16 protein-coding genes are annotated in these 16,817 nt (G+C 68.6%); 14 read left to right on the top strand and 2 right to left on the bottom strand.

The window, feature by feature from the left end; all coding sequences use genetic code 11:
• Positions 1–41 precede the first annotated feature (41 nt).
• From ACFWO8_RS17650 to ACFWO8_RS17610, 9 genes are all read left to right on the top strand, one after another.
• Positions 42–824, top strand: a complete 783-nt coding sequence (locus ACFWO8_RS17650) for a hypothetical protein (RefSeq protein ID WP_378951674.1) — start codon at positions 42–44, stop codon at positions 822–824.
• Between the two features lie 107 nt (positions 825–931).
• Positions 932–2,203: a hypothetical protein gene (locus tag ACFWO8_RS17645; RefSeq protein WP_378951671.1), complete on the top strand. Its 1,272-nt coding sequence runs from the start codon at positions 932–934 to the stop codon at positions 2,201–2,203.
• Entirely contained in the window at positions 2,200–3,165 is a 966-nt protein-coding gene (locus tag ACFWO8_RS17640) for a glutamate ABC transporter substrate-binding protein (RefSeq protein WP_378951668.1), read from the top strand. Before ACFWO8_RS17645 ends, ACFWO8_RS17640 begins: the two co-directional genes overlap by 4 nt.
• Positions 3,162–4,334, top strand: coding sequence for a hypothetical protein (locus ACFWO8_RS17635; protein WP_378951665.1), 1,173 nt, complete (start codon positions 3,162–3,164; stop codon positions 4,332–4,334). The genes ACFWO8_RS17640 and ACFWO8_RS17635 overlap by 4 nt, the downstream gene beginning before the upstream one ends.
• Positions 4,331–6,769 carry a tetratricopeptide repeat protein gene (locus ACFWO8_RS17630; protein ID WP_378951662.1) on the top strand — a complete coding sequence of 813 codons (2,439 nt, stop codon included), beginning with the start codon at positions 4,331–4,333 and terminating at the stop codon, positions 6,767–6,769. The genes ACFWO8_RS17635 and ACFWO8_RS17630 overlap by 4 nt, the downstream gene beginning before the upstream one ends.
• 80 nt (positions 6,770–6,849) lie before the next feature.
• On the top strand, positions 6,850–7,776 hold the full coding sequence (locus ACFWO8_RS17625; RefSeq protein WP_378951657.1) for a PP2C family protein-serine/threonine phosphatase: 927 nt from the start codon (positions 6,850–6,852) through the stop codon (positions 7,774–7,776).
• Positions 7,773–9,062, top strand: coding sequence for a VWA domain-containing protein (locus ACFWO8_RS17620; protein ID WP_378951654.1), 1,290 nt, complete (start codon positions 7,773–7,775; stop codon positions 9,060–9,062). The genes ACFWO8_RS17625 and ACFWO8_RS17620 overlap by 4 nt, the downstream gene beginning before the upstream one ends.
• A gap of 442 nt (positions 9,063–9,504) precedes the next feature.
• A complete protein-coding gene (locus ACFWO8_RS17615; RefSeq protein WP_378951651.1) occupies positions 9,505–9,909 on the top strand; it encodes an FHA domain-containing protein in 405 nt (134 codons plus the stop codon).
• A 33-nt stretch (positions 9,910–9,942) separates the two neighbouring features.
• Positions 9,943–10,797, top strand: coding sequence for an SDR family oxidoreductase (locus ACFWO8_RS17610; protein WP_378951648.1), 855 nt, complete (start codon positions 9,943–9,945; stop codon positions 10,795–10,797).
• A gap of 60 nt (positions 10,798–10,857) precedes the next feature.
• On the opposite strand, the gene ACFWO8_RS17605 is transcribed toward ACFWO8_RS17610, so the two are convergent.
• A complete protein-coding gene (locus ACFWO8_RS17605; RefSeq protein WP_378951645.1) occupies positions 10,858–11,802 on the bottom strand; it encodes a threonine/serine dehydratase in 945 nt (314 codons plus the stop codon).
• 203 nt (positions 11,803–12,005) lie between these two features.
• Here ACFWO8_RS17605 and ACFWO8_RS17600 point away from each other — a divergent pair, with 203 nt between their 5' ends.
• The 5 genes from ACFWO8_RS17600 to thpD all read left to right on the top strand — a co-directional run bounded on the left by ACFWO8_RS17600 (position 12,006) and on the right by thpD (position 15,918).
• Positions 12,006–12,719 carry a response regulator transcription factor gene (locus tag ACFWO8_RS17600; RefSeq protein ID WP_378951642.1) on the top strand — a complete coding sequence of 238 codons (714 nt, stop codon included), beginning with the start codon at positions 12,006–12,008 and terminating at the stop codon, positions 12,717–12,719.
• A 68-nt stretch (positions 12,720–12,787) separates the two neighbouring features.
• Complete coding sequence (ectA, locus tag ACFWO8_RS17595) at positions 12,788–13,339, top strand: diaminobutyrate acetyltransferase (protein ID WP_378951638.1); 552 nt, start codon at positions 12,788–12,790, stop codon at positions 13,337–13,339.
• Positions 13,339–14,607, top strand: a complete 1,269-nt coding sequence (gene ectB / locus ACFWO8_RS17590; protein ID WP_378952041.1) for a diaminobutyrate--2-oxoglutarate transaminase — start codon at positions 13,339–13,341, stop codon at positions 14,605–14,607. Before ectA ends, ectB begins: the two co-directional genes overlap by 1 nt.
• Entirely contained in the window at positions 14,604–15,008 is a 405-nt protein-coding gene (locus ACFWO8_RS17585; RefSeq protein ID WP_378951635.1) for an ectoine synthase, read from the top strand. Before ectB ends, ACFWO8_RS17585 begins: the two co-directional genes overlap by 4 nt.
• Entirely contained in the window at positions 14,992–15,918 is a 927-nt protein-coding gene (gene thpD, locus ACFWO8_RS17580; RefSeq protein WP_378951632.1) for an ectoine hydroxylase, read from the top strand. Before ACFWO8_RS17585 ends, thpD begins: the two co-directional genes overlap by 17 nt.
• On the opposite strand, the gene ACFWO8_RS17575 is transcribed toward thpD, so the two are convergent.
• Positions 15,915–16,817, bottom strand: a complete 903-nt coding sequence (locus ACFWO8_RS17575; RefSeq protein WP_378951629.1) for a hypothetical protein — start codon at positions 16,815–16,817, stop codon at positions 15,915–15,917. The genes thpD and ACFWO8_RS17575 overlap by 4 nt on opposite strands.

Here is a 16,817-nt window from a genome sequence, read left to right as displayed (position 1 = left end):
GGTCCGCCAGGTAATGGGCGACTTCCCTTCCGAACGAGTGCATGGCTTTGCCGATCGAGATAGAGTGCTCGACGGATCGGTGGGTGCGAAAGTTGCTGGGGGAGAACGTGATGTCCGATGGGAACACTGATACGTCGAACACTGGCAGCACAGGAATACTCGGGTATACCCGCGCAGAGTTTTGGGGGATGGTCGGCGCCCTCGTCGCTATTGTCGGCGTAGCAGTCGCCGTCCTCGCACTCTTTGTCGACTTCAAGCCGACTGTGAAGCCGCCGACTGCGATGCCGCCGAACCCGACGGTGACCTCGCCTCCTCCGTCCAGCACAATCGCGGACACGTGGGACGCTCGGCACAAGGCCATTGCTGCCGCATTTCCCCAACTGGTCGGCTCCGCTGGAGCACCGACCGGGTTCGGCGGCGCGACGTGTATCGAAAGCGACCCTCAGTCGTCGGAGAGTTCGTACTGGTTGACTGCGGGCGCCACAAGAATTCGATGCGAGGTCACCGGCAACGGCATGTTGTTCGATGTTATGGATGTGAGTGGGACGCGATCAGGCGGCGAAGGCAGTCAGGCCTTCGCCCAGCAGATTCTCGTCGACGCCGTACAGGAGCAAAGGGATCATCCGTCGGCTGGGCGAGGTCTGACAGTGACTACACGTCGCGGAGCCGGCGCCGACTCCACGAGTAGTCCGGCGTTCGTGGTGACCTCATTCCCCGCCGCCGACCCGCGCTCGCCTTACGTCGTGGTCGCCCGATGGGTCGGTCACTCGGCCGGCGACCTGATCGAGACCTGGTGGCGGACTGCCCCGCTGGGTTCGGCCTGAGAATTGGACCGCCGAACGTACTGGTCTGAACTCGGCCCGGCGAATTGTCAGCTCCTCCCGTACGATCGCGATCGAAGACACCGCCCGGGGAGATGAAGGAGGACGGTGTGGGATCTCGCCTACCGGCGACCATCCGTGACGCGGGGACGTGGCTGCGGCGGTTCGCCGCGACGACACCAGGTGCGATCGGGGTGGTCCTCGTCGTGACCACGGTGGCCTGTCTGGTCGCCGGATCGACTGCGGGGCAACAGCTCGACGCCAAGATCGTGCGCACCGAACAGGTGCTGGATCGGACCGAGCCGCTGGCCTTCGCCGCGCAGAGTCTGTATGTGTCGCTCTCGGCGGCCGACGCGGGCGCGGCGACGGCCTTCCTGTCCGGTGGCATCGAATCACCGCAGGTACGAGACACTTACGAGCAGGCGCTCGCCGAAGCCGCCGCCGCGCTCGCGGAAGCGACCGCCGGTGCCACCGACGCGCAGACCAGGGCGATCGTGGCCCGGATCGCCGCCGACCTGCCGACCTACACGGGTTTGGTCGAGACCGCGCGCGCCAACAATCGGCAGGGGTTTCCGGTGGGGTCGGCGTATCTGCGCCAGGCCTCGGATCTGATGCAGATCTCGCTGCTGCCCAACGCCGAACAACTCAGCAAGGCCCGCTTCGCCGCCGTGCGTGAAGACCAACAGCGCATAGGCACACTGCCGTGGACGAGCATCGTGCTGTTGCTGCTCGTCCTGGCGGTGTGCGCGGTCGGGTCGATCGTGTTGTTGCGCCGGACGAACCGTCTGGTGAACACCGGGATGGCCATGGCCGGCCTGGCCGCCCTGGTGGCGATGCTGTGGACCGCGGGTGCCACCCTGACTGCCGCTCAACTGCTCGACAACGGGAGTTCCGGTGCCGGTGCGCGTGTGGAGAACCTGGCAGGGGCCCGCATCCTGGCCCAGCAGGCCCGCACCGACGAGACCCTGGCCCTGATCACCCGCGGCGACATCACCGCCACGGAGAAGGCCTTCCAGACCCACAGCGACGACCTGCGAGGGCGGCTCACCGCGGCCGGTGGCGGCGACTCCGATGCCGCACGCGCGCTGACGAATTGGAGCGCGGGCCACAACGCCCAGCGCACCGCCTACGAGAAGGCCGATTATCGCGGCGCGGTCAACCAGGCGATCGGCACCGGCCCCGACAGTTCGGCCACCAGCTTCGCCCGCCTCGACCAGGAACTGCGCGACGACCTCGCCCAGGCTCGTGACGACCTCCGCGACGGCGTCGCCGCCGCCGCAACGTCGTTGACCCTCAGCCCCTTCGGCACCCTGCTCCTGCTCCTGGCCGCGGCCGGCGCGGTGATCGCCGGACTGTGGCCACGACTCAAGGAGTTCCTGTGAGGCGTCCACTGCTGGTCGCGCTCGCCGCGGCCGTCGCGCTGATCGCGGGCTGCGCCGACGCGCCCGAACCATCGACCATCGACGCCACCGCCGTCGCTCCACCGCTGCCCGGCGCCGAAGCGATCACCTCGGCACCGACCGCCGACGGCGCCGGAACTTGCGATGCCGAAGCGACGCTGGCACCGACGACCCAGCCTCGACCGGGTGCGATGCCGGTCGGATCGGCGATGGCCACGATCGTCGCCAACGGCAGGCTGCGGGTGGGTGTCGATCAGAACACCTACATGTTCGGGTTCCGCAATCCGTCGACCGGCAGGCTCGAAGGTTTCGATATCGACCTCGCCAGGGAGATCGCGCGCGACCTGTTCGGTGACCCGGACAAGATCGAACTGCGTTCCGTCACCGCGGCCGACCGGATCCCGCTACTGCAGGAGAAGAAGGTCGACATGATCGTGCGTACCTTCTCGGCGACCTGTGAACGCCGCCGCGAGGTCGACTTCTCCAGCCTGTATTACCGTGCGGCGCAACGTATTGCGGCTCCACACGGCGCGGGCATCGTCAACGGGGCCGGGCTCGCGGGCAAGCGGGTGTGCGTGGCGAAGGGTACTACCGCCCCCGCACCGCTGTTCACCTTGCCGACGCCACCGGCCGTGCTCGGCGTGACCAACTGGACCGACTGTCTGGTCGCCCTGCAGCAGGGCGTCGTCGACGCGATCAGCGGTGACGAACCGATCCTGGCGGGGCTGGTCGCCCAGGACCACAATCTCGAGATCGTGGGCGACCCGATCGGCGTGGGCGCGTACGCGGTCGGCATGCCGCGTGGCAGTGACGAGTTGGTGCGTTTCGTCAACGGCGTGCTCGACCGCATCCGCAACGACGGCACCTGGCAGCGGATCCACGCCAAGCACCTGTCGACTCTCGGTACCTCGCAAGGCCCGCCGGTGCCCCGGTATGTCGGATGACCTGGCCGATGCTCGGCGTGCTCGAGATCGATCGTGAACTTGCCGGGCGAACAGCGGAATTGGCGAAAGTGACCACGACACTGCTGGAACTGGACCGCCACCCCGGCCTGGCACTGGTCCGCCGCTACCCGCCGACGGGGGAGACCGCACGCCGCTGGGCGCCGGTGGAGAAGGCGCTGGGTGAACTCTGGGAGGACCTGGGGCGGGTGCGTGCCATCCTCACCGAAGCCGAGACGGAGCGTGGGGGACGCGGCAAGATCGACGACCGCGCACGCGGGCGGCTCACCGAGCTGCTGCGTGGGCGCCCCCACGAGGTGGCGAGGATCCCGATTCCCTTGGCACAGCGCGGTCTCACCGGCCCCAGCGAGACCATCGTGACGGTCGGTATCGCCGATTGTCTGGACCGGATGCGCGCCGCGTTCGCCTTCGTCGCCCCGTTCGCCGACGAGATCGCGGCAGTCGACGGGCAGGTGCTCGGTGCGCTCGCCCCGCTGCAACAGCGCGTCGAACGAGCCCGCGGCGCGCTGGACGCGGCCACCGAGCCACTGGCCACCCTCCTGCGGCGCGCAGGCACCGACCCGCTCGGCTTCGGACCGGGGGAGATCGACACCGCGCTCGCCTCGCTCACCGCGCTGATCGACACCGAATCCGCCGCCAGGAGCGAACATCTCGCCGTTGCCGCCGACCTACCCCGCGCCGTCGCCGCCCTGCGCGTACGGCTGGCCGACCTCGGCGAACTCCAACACCGCGCCGACGACACCACCACCCAGGCCCGGCACAAGATCATGACCGGCGAGCTGCCCGACGGCGGCGAACCGGCCGCCAGGTTGCGCGCCGAACTCGACACTCTCGGCGATACGCCCGACCGCCCGACGGTGGAACATCTCCTCGCGCTGCGCGTGCGCGCCGACGGCGCCACCGAAAAGGCCACGCAGCGAGATGACTTGGCGCGTGGGCTGCTCGATCGCCGCGCTGAACTACGCGGCAGGCTCACGGCCTACCGTGCCAAGGCCGCTCGGCTCGGCGTGAGCGAGGACCGTGATGTGCTCGCCGCCGACCGGATCGCGGCCGGTCTACTCACCCGCACACCGTGTGATCTGGCCGCGGTCACCCGGGCGGTCGCGGACTATCGTTCGATCATCGGGGAGAAAGCGGGGCGGACAGCATGACTTGTAGTGAATCGGGGTGCGGCGGCACGATCGAAGACGGCTACTGCGCACTGTGCGGTACCGCGCCCGTCGCGAGCGCACCGCCGGCACCGCGGGCCCGCGCCGCGGGCAACGGCCGATCGGGGCGCACGACAGCGCAACCGCGCAGCGGGAACGGTCAGGCGCCACCGGCGCCCGTTCCGGTTCCCGGTGCCTGTGGTGAACTCGATTGCGGCGGCACGATCGTCGACGGTTACTGCGACACCTGCGGTACCGCTCCGGCCACGGTGACGGGCCCGATGCACAGCCCGTCCGCCTCGACGGTCAGTGCGAGCGGACGCACCTCGAGTCGCTCGGTCCGGACCCGTTCGGGCTCGGCCCGTTCGGCCGCGCGCGGCAGGCTCGGCGCCGGTCTCGTCGAAGTACCACCGGTCCCGCGCGTCGACCCGGTCACGGCCGTGCTCGTCGACCCCCAGGTGCCCGAATCCGACCGCTTCTGCGGCCGGTGCGACAAGCCCGTCGGCCGGGGCCGAGCAGGCGTTCCCGGTCGCACCTCCGGGTTCTGCCCGCACTGCGGCACCCGCTACTCGTTCGTGCCACGGTTGCGCGCAGGCGATCTCGTCGGCGGCCAGTACGAGGTGGCGGGGGCGCTGGCCCACGGCGGGCTGGGCTGGATCTATCTGGCCACCGACCGCGCCGTCAACAAGCGCTGGGTGGTCCTCAAAGGCCTGATCGACACCGGCGACGCCGACGCGCTGGCCGCCGCGCTGGCCGAGCGCCGCTTCCTGGCCGAGGTCGACCACCCCAATATCGTCAAGATCCACAACTTCACCGAACACGCCGACGCCGACGGCGAGCCCGTCGGCTACATCGTCATGGCCTACGTCGGCGGCACCTCGCTCAAGCAGATCCTGCGCGCCTACCGCGCCGAAACTCAACGCTATCTGCCACCCGCGCAGGCGATCGCCTATGTGCTGGAGATGTTGCCCGCCCTCGGCTATCTACACGCTCGTGGCTGGGCCTACTGCGATTTCAAGCCCGACAATGTGATGCAGACCGAGGAACGTCTCGAGCTGATCGACCTCGGCGCGGTCATCGCGATGGACGACCGCACCAGCCCCATCTACGGCACCCTCGGCTACCAGGCACCCGAGATCGCCGAAACCGGGCCGACGGTCGCTACCGAGATCTACACCGCGGGCCGCACACTGGCCGTGCTGATGATGCGCGTGCCCTCCGTGGACGGCAAACTCGGCCCGATCCCCGGACCCGACGCCGAACCGCTACTGGCCGAACATGATTCGCTGCACCGATTGCTGCAGCGGTCCACCGACCCCGACCCACTGGCTCGGTTCGCGTCGATGAGTGAGATGGCCGACCAGCTCACCGGTGTCCTGCGTGAAGTGCTGGCCACCGGCGACGGCATCCCTCGCCCCGGCATGTCGAGCCAGTTCGGTCCCGCCCGTGCTGTTTTCGGCATCGACAGCGTCACACCCGAGCCTGCCGCCCTCCTTACCGGCCTGCCTGCCCCGCTGGTCGACCCCGGCGACAGCGGCGCCGCCCTGCTCGCGACCACCGACGCCGCGACCCCGGCCGAACTCGAGCAGGCACTCACCGCCGGACTGCGCGCGGTGGTCACCGGATCCAGCGAATCGGTCGAGATCCCGCTGCGGCTGGTGCGTGCCGAGCTCGAAGCGGGCGACGCGGCAGCGGCACTGACCCGTCTCGCCGCCTTGGACGCCGAGCTCGAATTCGACTGGCGCCGCGTCTGGTATCGAGCCCAGGCCGCCCTGCTGAACGGCGACTATGCTGCTGCCGCAGCGGATTTCGAGTCGGTCTACGACGCGCTGCCCGGTGAACCCGCCCCGAAACTCGCCATGGCGGCCACCCTGGAACTCGCCGCCGAGGCCGCCCGCGGCGAGAATCCGGACACCGGGGCCGTCGAGCTCAGCCGTGCGCCGGCGCTCTACGAAGTGGTCTGGCGCACCGACCACACCTTCCTGTCCGCCGCGTTCGGTGCCGCGCGACTGCGCCGCACCAGCGGCGACCGCACGGGCGCGGTAGCGGTCCTCGACCAGGTCGACCGCACCTCCTCGATGTTCACCGAGGCCCGGGTCTCCGCCGTCGAAACCCTGCTGGCGCACCGTGATCCGGCCGACCTCGACGAAGCGCTGCTGCGCCGGACCGGCGAGCGCGTCGACCAACTGCGCCTCGACTCGCGCAAACGCACCGCGCAGGTGCGCATGTTCGTCCTCGAGGCGGCACTGAACTGGATCCGGTCGGGGCAGCGGCCGAGCACACCAGGCAAGCTATTGGACGTGGAATTCACCGAGCAGGGCGTGCGGACGGGGTTGGAACGATGCTTGCGGACACTGGCGCGCGAGGCCGACGACATGTGGACCCGATTCGTCCTGGTGGACCAGGCGAACTCGGTGCGCCCCAGGACCACCCTGTGACGGCGCCGGGTTGTCCCGATTGCGCCGGCTCGGCGCGGTCGGGACACCGCTTCTGTGAGGGCTGCGGTCGCGAGCTCGGCGTGCGCAAAGTCGCACTGCCCGTCCATGATCCGGTCGCGGTGCCGCAGTGCTCGACCTGCGGTGAACGCCGCTACGAGGGCGGCTACTGCGTCAAGTGCGGCAGTCCCAAGCCCATGCCGGATCGCTTCGAGGAAGATCTCGGCGCGGTGTATGTCCTCACCGACCGCGGAATCAGCCACTCCCGCAACGAAGACGCGGTCGCGGCCGCGGTGCGCGAGGGCGACGGCATCCGGGTGATCGTGGTCAGCGACGGCGTGTCCACCTCCCAGGATCCGCAAGCGGCCTCCGGCAATGCCGCCCGCACCGGCGTCGACGCCGCCCTGGCGGCCCTGGCCGAGGGCCGAGCCGATTCCGACGCCGCGATGGCCGGTCTGGCAGCGGCGACCGCGGCGGTGCGCGGCATGTCACGCACGCCCGAGTACGCGCCGTCGTGCACCTACGTCTCCGCGATCGTGCGCGAGACGAGCCTCGGCACCGACATCACCGTCGCCAATGTCGGTGACAGCAGGGCCTTCTGGCTCGCCGCGGGCGATCCCACCGCCTCGCGCCGACTCAGCGTCGACGATTCGTGGGCCCAGGCCCTCGTCGACGCGGGCGCACTCGACGAGACCGCCGCCATGAACGACCCGCGCGCCCACACCCTGTTGCGCTGGCTCGGCGCCGACGGCGGCGAAGCGCCGTGGTCGGCGAACTGCCTGCAACGCATGCTCGCCACCGAACCGGGCACGCTGCTGCTGTGCAGTGACGGACTGTGGAACTACCTGCCAGAGGCGGTCGCGCTCGCCGGTTTCACCGTCGAGACCTCGCCGCAGGCCGCCGCTCGCGCGCTCGCCGACTTCGCCCTGAACAGCGGGGGCAGCGACAACATCACGGTCGCGCTGGCTCCGGTGCCGGTCGCCGTATCGCACGAACCAGGAGTGTCATGAGTTCCCCTGAGACAGCCGGTATCTCGATCGCCGTAGACCAGAACGAATTCCTCGCCGAAGGTGCGAGCGTGGTGGACGCGGTGCTGACGGTGACCACCGGCCCCGAACTCGCCGCCGTCGCGGCACCGCCGCCGCGGCTCGAGATCCTGATCATCGACTGTTCCGGTTCGATGGGTAACAAGCGCAAGTTCGAGAACGCGCGCAATGCCACCCGCACGGCCCTCGACGAGATCCCCGACGGCACCGCGTTCGCCATCATCGAGGGCACCGAATCGGCCCGGATGATCTACCCGACCAACAACAGCATGTCCGCGCCCGCCGACCGCGCGCACCGCGGCTCGGCCCGTCGGGCCCTGGATCGGTTGCGTCCCGACGGCGGTACCGCGATGGGTTCGTGGCTGGCGCTGGCCCGCCAGGTCGCCGCCGCGCACCCCGGCGCGCAGGCCCACGCGATCCTGCTCACCGACGGCAAGAACGAACACGAGACCCCACAGGAACTCGCGACCGAACTCGACCGTGCCGAAGGGCTTTTCGTCTGCGACTGCCGCGGTGTCGGCGACGACTGGGTTGCCGAGGAACTGCGCAAGATCGCCTCGAAACTGTCCGGCGACGCGAATATCGTCGCCGATCCGAAGGACCTGGCAGGCGACTTCGCCGCGATGATGCGCTCGTCGGCCGCCCGGGTGATTCCGGAACTGACACTGAAGGTCTGGACCCCCGCTGGTGCACGGGTGCGGATGGTCAAACAGGTCTCGCCGGTGCTCGAGGATCTGACCGGACGCCGGACCGACGCCGGTGCGCAGGTGGGGGAGTACCCGCTGTCGTCGTGGGCCGCCGAGGAGCGCGAGTACCACGTGCAGATCGAACTGGAACCCGCCGCACCGGGCCGGGAGAAGCTGGCAGCGCGGTTGAGCGTGCTGGCCGGTGACGACATCCTCGGCCAGGGCCTCGTGCGCGCCGTCTGGACCACCGATTCGACCCTGTCGACCCGCATCAGCACCCGCGTGGCCCACTACACCGGCCAGGTCGAACTGGCCCAGGCCGTCCAGGAAGGTTTGGCGGCCCGCCGCAACGGCGATGTCACGACCGCGACCGCGAAACTGCGACGCGCGGTGGAACTGGCCGCCGCTTCCGGCCACGAATCCACCGCCAAACTGCTGCGCGGTGTGGTCGAAGTCGAGCACGACGGCACCGTGAAGCTGCGCGGCCAGGTCGCCGCGGCCGACGAACTGGCCCTCGACATCCGCTCGACGAAGACCGCCCGGGTGCGGCCGGAGGGCGGCTGACATGCCGATGTGCGCGGACGGACACCAGTCGCGGTCGACCGACTACTGCGATGTGTGCGGATCGGCACTCGACGGCGCGCCCGCGCCCGATCCGGCGGACCTGCGCCTGTGCCCCCACTGCCACGCGCCGACGAGTGGGCGCTTCTGCGAGGGCTGTGGCCACGATTCAGCACTACCACCTGCGGCCACGTCGCGAGCCGGGGATCGACCGGCAACTGCTGACCCGTTCCGGGCCGGTGCGCGACCCGACCCGGGTGACCCGTCGCAGGCTGGTGCGCAATCGGACCCCGCCGGTTCCGCACGGGAGGGCGCGCGACTCGATCTGTCGAGCACAGCTGCGTCGGCCGATCCGACATGGGCCGGTGCCCGACCCGATCATCGGGGCGGTTTCGACCCCACTCAGATCGCGACCGCCGCGACCCCGGACAGCGGCCGGCCCAGGATGTGGGTCGCTCGGATCTTCGCCGACCGCGAGTTCTACGCGCGCGTCCAAGCCCGCAAGGGGCCCGATGCCGAACGTGTCGAATTCCCGGACTTCTATCCGGAGCGCCGGATCATCTTGCGTGGCAACCAGTTCCTGATCGGAAAACGATCGGCCTCGCAGGGAATCGTGCCCGAGATCGACCTCGGCATCGCCCCCGCGGATATCGGAGTCTCGCGCGCGCATGCGATGATCCAGGTCGATCAGGGCGGCGCGCTCACCATCACCGACCTGGGTTCCACCAACGGGACCAGCCTGGACGGCGCCGAAACACCGATCACTCCGCAGCAGGCGGTCGCCGTGCGCGAAGGCAGCCGGATCCACGTCGGCGGCTGGACCACCATCGCGATCACCGCGGAACCGTAGACGCAGCTGTTCACCAAACGTAGGGTCGGGGCCATGACGAAGTTCGACGGGAAGACCTGCCTGATCACCGGTGCCGCCAGTGGCCTCGGCCGCGCCACGGCGTTCGCGGCGGCCGCCAAAGGGGCGTCTCTCGTCCTGACCGACATCACCGCCGACGCGCTCGCCACCACCGCCGCGGAACTGCGCGCGACCGGAGCGACGGTGCACCTCGCGCACGCGGCCGACGTCAGCGACCATTCCGCGGTCGTCGGCCTCGCCGCCCACACCTTCGAAGCGGTGAGCGGAGTCGACATCGTCATGAACGTGGCAGGCATCGCCACGTGGGGCACCGTCGACAAACTCACTCCCCAGCAGTGGCGCCGCACCGTCGACATCAACCTGATGGGCCCGATCCACGTCATCGAGGAGTTCGTGCGCCCGATGATCACCGCGGGTCGCGGCGGACACCTGGTGAACGTGTCCTCGGCGGCGGGCATCTTCGGCCTACCGTGGCACGCCCCCTACAGCGCCACCAAGTTCGGCCTGCGCGGGGTCTCCGAGGTCCTGCGTTTCGACCTGCGCCGCCACAAGATCGGCGTCAGCCTGGTCTGCCCCGGCGCGATGGCCACCCCGATGGCCGACACCATCGACATCGCGGGCGTCGACCGTGACAATGCCGCGCTGCAGAAGGCGATCGGACTGTTCATGCGCCACGCCGTCACCCCCGACCAGGCCGCCACCGCGGTGATCAAGGGTGTCGAGCGCAATCGCTACTGGGTCTACACCTCCCGCGACATCCAGTTCGCCCACTGGGGCCAGCGCTACTTCCCGTACGGCTACACCCTGGCCATGCGCGGCCTGAACAACGCGATGACCAACTACGCCGACAAGAACGCCCTGGTCCGCTAGGCGTACCTCCGCCTTCGCTCCGGCCGTGCGCGGAAAGGAACGCCGGCGCGTCTGTGCCTGTTAGACGAGGTCGCTGGGGTCGGTATTGGCCCCGCACAGGATCACGCAGACCCGTTCGCCGGGTTCGGGCCGGTAGACCGGGCCCGACCCGGTGTCGAGCAGCGCCGCCATCGCGGTGGCCGCGCCGTTCTCGACGACGATACGGTGCGAGCCCCACAGCTGCTGCCTGGCCGCGCGGATCGTCTCGTCGGGTACCAGCAGCGAACGCACACTCGGATGCTGGGCCGCGGTCAAGGCCATCGCGGACACGTTCGGCGCGCCGAGGGAGTCCGAAGCGATCGAGTCGACGGTGACATCCACCGGGTGACCGGCTTCGAGCGCGGCATTCAGCGATCGACAGCCCTGTGGTTCGACGGCCACCGTGCGAATCCCGAAATGCTGTGCGGCGACAGCTGTTCCCGTGAACAACCCGCCGCCACCGACGGCGACGAGCACCGTATCCAGAGCAGGAATCCGCGCCTGGATCTCGCGCATCAGCGTGCCCGCGCCCGCCGCGACGAGCGGATGGTCGTAGGCATGGGCGGCCAGCGCACCGCTGGTCTCGGCGAACTCCCGGCACGCGGCCAGCGCCTGTTTGTACTCCGGACCGATCAGTCGCACCTGTGCGCCGTAGTCACGAAGTCGACCGATTTTGACCGGGGGAGCGGTCTCGGGCAGAAACACCGTCGCGGGTACCCCCGCCTCGCGCGCCGCCCACGCGCACGCCAGCCCCGCATTGCCACCCGAGGCGATCGTCACACCCGCGTCCGGCAACGTCGCGGCGGCGGCGTGCGCACGCACGAAATTCTGCGCACCACGCGCTTTGAAAGTGCCGGTGAACTGCAAGAACTCCAGTGCGAACCAGAGCGGATCCGGGCCGGGCCCCGCGGGTGCGACGGTGATCGGGCGAACCAGTCCGTCGATGCGCGCCGCAGCGGCTTCGATGTCAGCAAAAGTCGGGGTCACGCCCTCGACTATGCCATCGGATCGGCACCGCTCAACCGCCTGTTGACCGGGCGAATTGTTACAACGGGTTTACGCCGGGGCCAGTCTGGGTACATAACAGATCGGTAACAAGCTCGAAGGCGGGTAGTCGTGTCGGTCTGGGGACGCGAAACCCCCAGTGCACCGGCACACGCCCGGCGTGTCAGCAAAGGATGTGCACACACATGAGCGCGAACCTGATGATTGTGGACGACGATGTCCAGATGCGTGGTGACCTGCGCCGCGCGATGGAAGACGAAGGGTATGCCGTAGCCGAGGCAGGCGTGCCCTCCGACGCCCTCGATCGGCTGCGAAACGACGGGCCACCCGATCTGATGATCGTCGACCTGATGCGCGGCGAGGCCGATGGCTTCGACTGCATCAGGGAGATCCGTCGTGACCACGACGTGCCGATCATCGTGATCAGCACCCGGTACGACACCCACGACGTGGTCGCGGCCCTGGAGGCGGGGGCCGACGACTTCGTGAGCAAGCCGTTCGAAATCAAGGAGATCACCGCCCGGATGCGCGCGCTCCGCCGTCGCGCCCGCATCACCGCCGATCGCGACACGACCCCCGAGGCCGTGCTCGACGCCGATCCGCATGCTCCGCTGGTGCTCGCGGCCGACGCGGGCGCGGTGCGCCGCGGTACCGAGGAGATCCACCTCACGGTCACCGAATTCCGGTTGCTGTGTGAATTGGCGGAGACCCCCGGACGGGTGCTGAGTCGATCCGTGCTGCTCGAAAGAGTCTGGGATCAGGGCTTTTTCGGTGACGAGCGGATCGTCGACGTCCACGTGCGACGGCTGCGCACCAAGATCGAACGCGACCCGTCCGACCCGCGCATCGTGGTGACCGTGCGTGGTCTCGGGTATCGCCTCGACGTGCAGTCGCAGTAAACGATTCGTCATACAACCGCAAAGAGCTCGACACAAAGACCGCAAAGTCGGCTGGGCACGTTAGATGTATGACAACGTCCACCATGTCCATCGAGCCGGCCGCCAGTGCGGCGGGCCCTGGTTCGGAAACGAGATTGCGTCATCCGCGGCTGGGCGACGGTGCCCAGCTGTGGCGGATCGCCCGCGATTCGCAGGTACTCGACGTCAATTCCAGCTACGCGTACCTGCTGTGGTGCCGCGATTTCAGCGCGACCTCGCTGGTCGCGGAAATTGATGGTCAGCCCGTCGGGTTCGTCATCGGATATGTGCGTCCGGAAGCTCCGGACACGCTGTTCGTCTGGCAGATCGCCGTCGACGCGCAATGCCGTGGCCGCGGCCTGGCCGGCGCCATCCTGCACGCGCTGCTCGATTCGGTAGCACAGGCGGGCATCACCACGCTGGAAACCACGATCTCACCCGGAAACACGGCCTCACATGCGCTGTTCTCCGCGGTGGCCAGGGAACGCGGTGCCGATTTGCGCACCGAGGACCTATTCGAAGAAAACGATTTCCCCGATTCACACGAGGCCGAGCTGCTGTATGTGATTTCACCGGCTCAGCGCCAGGAGGAACGACGATGATCACGACCACCGACACCAGCATTTTCGAGGCAATGGAATCGAATGTGCGCGGATACTGCCGTGACTGGCCGGCCATCTTCAGTACCGCCGAAGGCGCCTGGTTGCGCGACGAGCAGGGCCGCGAATACCTCGACTTCTTCGCAGGCGCAGGCGCGTTGAACTATGGACACAACAACCCGATTCTGAAAAAGGCGCTGCTCGACTACATCGGCAGCAATGGCATCACCCACGGTCTGGATATGTCGACCGTGGCCAAACGCGAATTGCTCGAGACCATCCGCGACAATCTGCTGTCGCCGCGTGGGCTCGACTACAAGGTGCAGTTCCCTGGCCCGACGGGCGCGAACGCCGTCGAGGCCGCGCTCAAGCTGGCCCGCAAGGTCACCGGTCGCAAGACCATCTTGAGTTTCACCAACGCCTTCCACGGCATGACCCTCGGCGCGCTGTCGGTCACCGGCAACGCCGCCAAGCGGGCCGGTGCCGGTGTGCCGCTCGAGCACTCCACCCCGATGCCCTACGACGGCTACTTCGACAACACCATCGAGGACTTCGGCTGGATGCAGCGCGTCCTCGACGACAGCTCCTCGGGTTTCGATCGTCCCGCCGCGGTGATCGTGGAGACCGTGCAGGGCGAGGGCGGCGTCAACCTGGCCCGCGCCGAATGGCTGCGCCACCTGGCCGGACTGTGTGCCGCGCGCGACATCCTGCTCATCGTCGACGATGTGCAGATGGGTTGCGGTCGCACCGGCCCGTTCTTCTCCTTCGAGATCGCCGGTATCACCCCCGACATCGTGACGCTGTCCAAGTCGATCGGCGGCTACGGACTGCCGATGGCGCTGGTGCTGCTCAAGCCCGAGCACGACCAGTGGGCGCCCGGTGAGCACAACGGCACCTTCCGCGGCAACAACCCTGCCTTCGTCACCGCGACCGCCGCCCTGCGCGAGTACTGGACCGACGACAAGCTCGCCCAGCGCACCGCCGAGAACGGCGCCTACGTCGGCCGCACGCTGAGCGCGGTCGCGCAGCGGCACGCCGGGGTGACCACCCGTGGCCGCGGCATGGTGCACGGCATCGTCTTCGACGACCCGTCGCAGGCGGGCAAGGTGTGCCGCACCGCGTTCGAACAGGGTCTGCTGGTGGAGACCTCGGGTTCGATGGACGAGGTCGTGAAGCTGCTGCCGCCGTTGACGCTGGGTACCGACGAACTCGATCAGGGCCTGTCGGTGCTGGTCTCCTCGATCGACACCGTCTGTGGTGGTGCCGCATGATCGTGCGCACCACCGAAGAGATCACCGGCACCGAACGCGATGTGGCAGGGCCGGGCTGGCGTAGCAAGCGGATCGTGCTCGGCGGCGACAGGGTCGGGTTCTCCTTCCACGAGACGACGATCGAGGCAGGCACCGTCCACGAGTTCCACTACCAGAATCACGTGGAGGCGGTGTGGTTGGTCGAGGGTGAGGGCAGTTTGCTCGATCTCGACAATCAGACGGTCTACCCGCTGGGGCCGGGCTCGATGTACCTGCTCGACGGCCACGAACGCCATCAGGTCACTGCCCGCACTCAGTTGCGAATGCTGTGTGTTTTCAACCCGCCGGTTACCGGCCGCGAGGTACACGATGAGAACGGGGTGTATCCGCTGATTATCGAGGAGGATGCCGCCAGTGCCTGATCAGCTCGACCGCTACCCGACCCGGCTGTCCGAACCTGCCCCGCATATCGAACGCACCGATCCGACAGTGTGGGGCACGCTGAGCTCACCCGAGCTGGCCGGTTTCGACACGAACGGCTTCGCGACGATTCCCGACCTGCTCAGCCCCGACGAGGTGGCCGCGTTCGGCGCCGAGGTCGGCCACCTCGCGGGCGACCCGCTGCTCTACGGGGACGAGCGGGTGATCGTGGAACCCGTCGCGGGGCAGGTGCGTTCGGTGTTCCAGGTGCATCAGCTCAGTAAACCGATCGCGGACCTGGTCGCCGAGTCGCGGATCGCCTGCCTCGCCGAGCAGATCCTCGGTTCGGCGGTGTACCTGCATCAGACCAGGGTGAACTACATGCCCGGTTTCGGTGGTAGCGGTTTCGGCTGGCATTCCGATTTCGAGACCTGGCACGCCGAGGACGGCATGCCCGCCCCGCGCGCGGTGAGTCTGTCGATCGCGTTGACCGACAACTACCCGTTCAACGGCAGCCTGATGTTGATGCCCGGTTCGCACCGCACCTTCGTGCCGTGCCTGGGCGAGACGCCGAGCGGTCACTATCGGGAGTCGTTGCGCGAGCAGCGGATCGGAATCCCGACGGCGGACGACATCACGTTCCTCGCCGCCCGCTACGGCATCACCCAGTTCACCGGGCGGGCCGGTTCGGCGCTGTTGTTCGACTCCAACATGATGCACGGTTCGTCGAACAACATCACCCCGTTCCCGCGCTCGAACATCTTCCTGGTGTTCAACAGCGTGGACAACGCACTGACGGAGCCCTTCGCGGCACCTCATCGCCGCCCGCGACACATCGCCGCCCGCGACTTCACCCCGCTGCGTGAAGTCCCGTCGGAAACTGTTGCCGTACTGGCGGATCAGGTGCCCTAGGGCTGTTCGGACAATGCGGAGAGGGAGGCCGCCGCCCGCGGATCGTCGTGGGCGGCGGCCTTCCACCATTGTTCGGCGGCGGCGCGCTCGCCCTGCCGCAGGAGCAGGGTGCCCAGGTCGTAGGCGGCCCCGCTGTGGCCCGCCTGTGCGGCCTGGGTCCACAGTGCGCGGGCCGAATCGTGTTCACCGCGTTCGTGCATGGCGGTTCCGAGATCGTGGAGGGCGCCGCCGACACCTTGGTTGGTTGGTTGCGGGAGAGTCGGTGGGTCAGCGGGTGCGATGGTGACGGGCGGCGGGGGATTCACGGTGGGGGATTCGGGTCCGGTGGAAACCACCGGGGGAGTTGCTTCGGCATGGCCGGTCGGCTCGGCTGACCTGGCGGGTGGGATGGGGTTGGCCGGTTGGGCCGGGCCCGTGCTGAGCTCGACGACGAGTTCGTTGAAATCGGGTGTACCGGGCCCGGTGCTGCACCACAGCGTCGATGCCCCGTCGGGGAGCAGGTCGACGACCATCCCGTAGTTGCCCGTCCAGGACTGATGGGTGCCCGACTCGGCCACCCAGACGGGTGTGAGCGTGAACAGCGCGTCGGGTGCGTCCGCTGTCACCGAGATGTCGATGCCTCCGGCGAGGGCTTCGTACCAGATGTCGACGCCCGCCAGCGATTTCCCGTTCAGATTCACGTGCCCGTCATGGACGGAGAGTCCTAGACCGAGGCCCGTCACGTCCTCGGGCGCCATGACGGACAGCGCACGCAGATGCACCGCCGTCGTCCCGGCGGGTAGCGCCTCGGTATACATCGGATACACCGCCGCACCACACCATTCGATCGGATCGGCGCCGTGGTAGCGCTGATCGAGCGGCACCGGTTCGCCAGGGCGTTGCGCGCCGGGATCATTCAT

The organism is Nocardia sp. NPDC058480 (assembly GCF_042720495.1).
In the GTDB taxonomy this organism is placed as follows: Bacteria; Actinomycetota; Actinomycetes; order Mycobacteriales; family Mycobacteriaceae; genus Nocardia.
Note: the sequence above shows the minus strand (reverse complement) of the source record. Positions and strands in the feature narration are given on the sequence as shown.

Excerpts from the sequence above, each read along its gene's own strand:
- ACFWO8_RS17650 (WP_378951674.1), top strand. The coding sequence starts at position 42 with ATGGCTTTGCCGATCGAGATAGAGTGCTCGACGGATCGGTGGGTGCGA.
- ACFWO8_RS17635 (WP_378951665.1), top strand. The coding sequence starts at position 3,162 with ATGACCTGGCCGATGCTCGGCGTGCTCGAGATCGATCGTGAACTTGCC.
- ACFWO8_RS17630 (WP_378951662.1), top strand. The coding sequence starts at position 4,331 with ATGACTTGTAGTGAATCGGGGTGCGGCGGCACGATCGAAGACGGCTAC.
- ACFWO8_RS17620 (WP_378951654.1), top strand. The coding sequence starts at position 7,773 with ATGAGTTCCCCTGAGACAGCCGGTATCTCGATCGCCGTAGACCAGAAC.
- ACFWO8_RS17615 (WP_378951651.1), top strand. The coding sequence starts at position 9,505 with ATGTGGGTCGCTCGGATCTTCGCCGACCGCGAGTTCTACGCGCGCGTC.
- ACFWO8_RS17610 (WP_378951648.1), top strand. The coding sequence starts at position 9,943 with ATGACGAAGTTCGACGGGAAGACCTGCCTGATCACCGGTGCCGCCAGT.
- ACFWO8_RS17600 (WP_378951642.1), top strand. The coding sequence starts at position 12,006 with ATGAGCGCGAACCTGATGATTGTGGACGACGATGTCCAGATGCGTGGT.
- ectA (WP_378951638.1), top strand. The coding sequence starts at position 12,788 with ATGACAACGTCCACCATGTCCATCGAGCCGGCCGCCAGTGCGGCGGGC.
- ACFWO8_RS17585 (WP_378951635.1), top strand. The coding sequence starts at position 14,604 with ATGATCGTGCGCACCACCGAAGAGATCACCGGCACCGAACGCGATGTG.
- thpD (WP_378951632.1), top strand. The coding sequence starts at position 14,992 with ATGCCGCCAGTGCCTGATCAGCTCGACCGCTACCCGACCCGGCTGTCC.
- ACFWO8_RS17575 (WP_378951629.1), bottom strand. The coding sequence starts at position 16,817 with ATGAATGATCCCGGCGCGCAACGCCCTGGCGAACCGGTGCCGCTCGAT.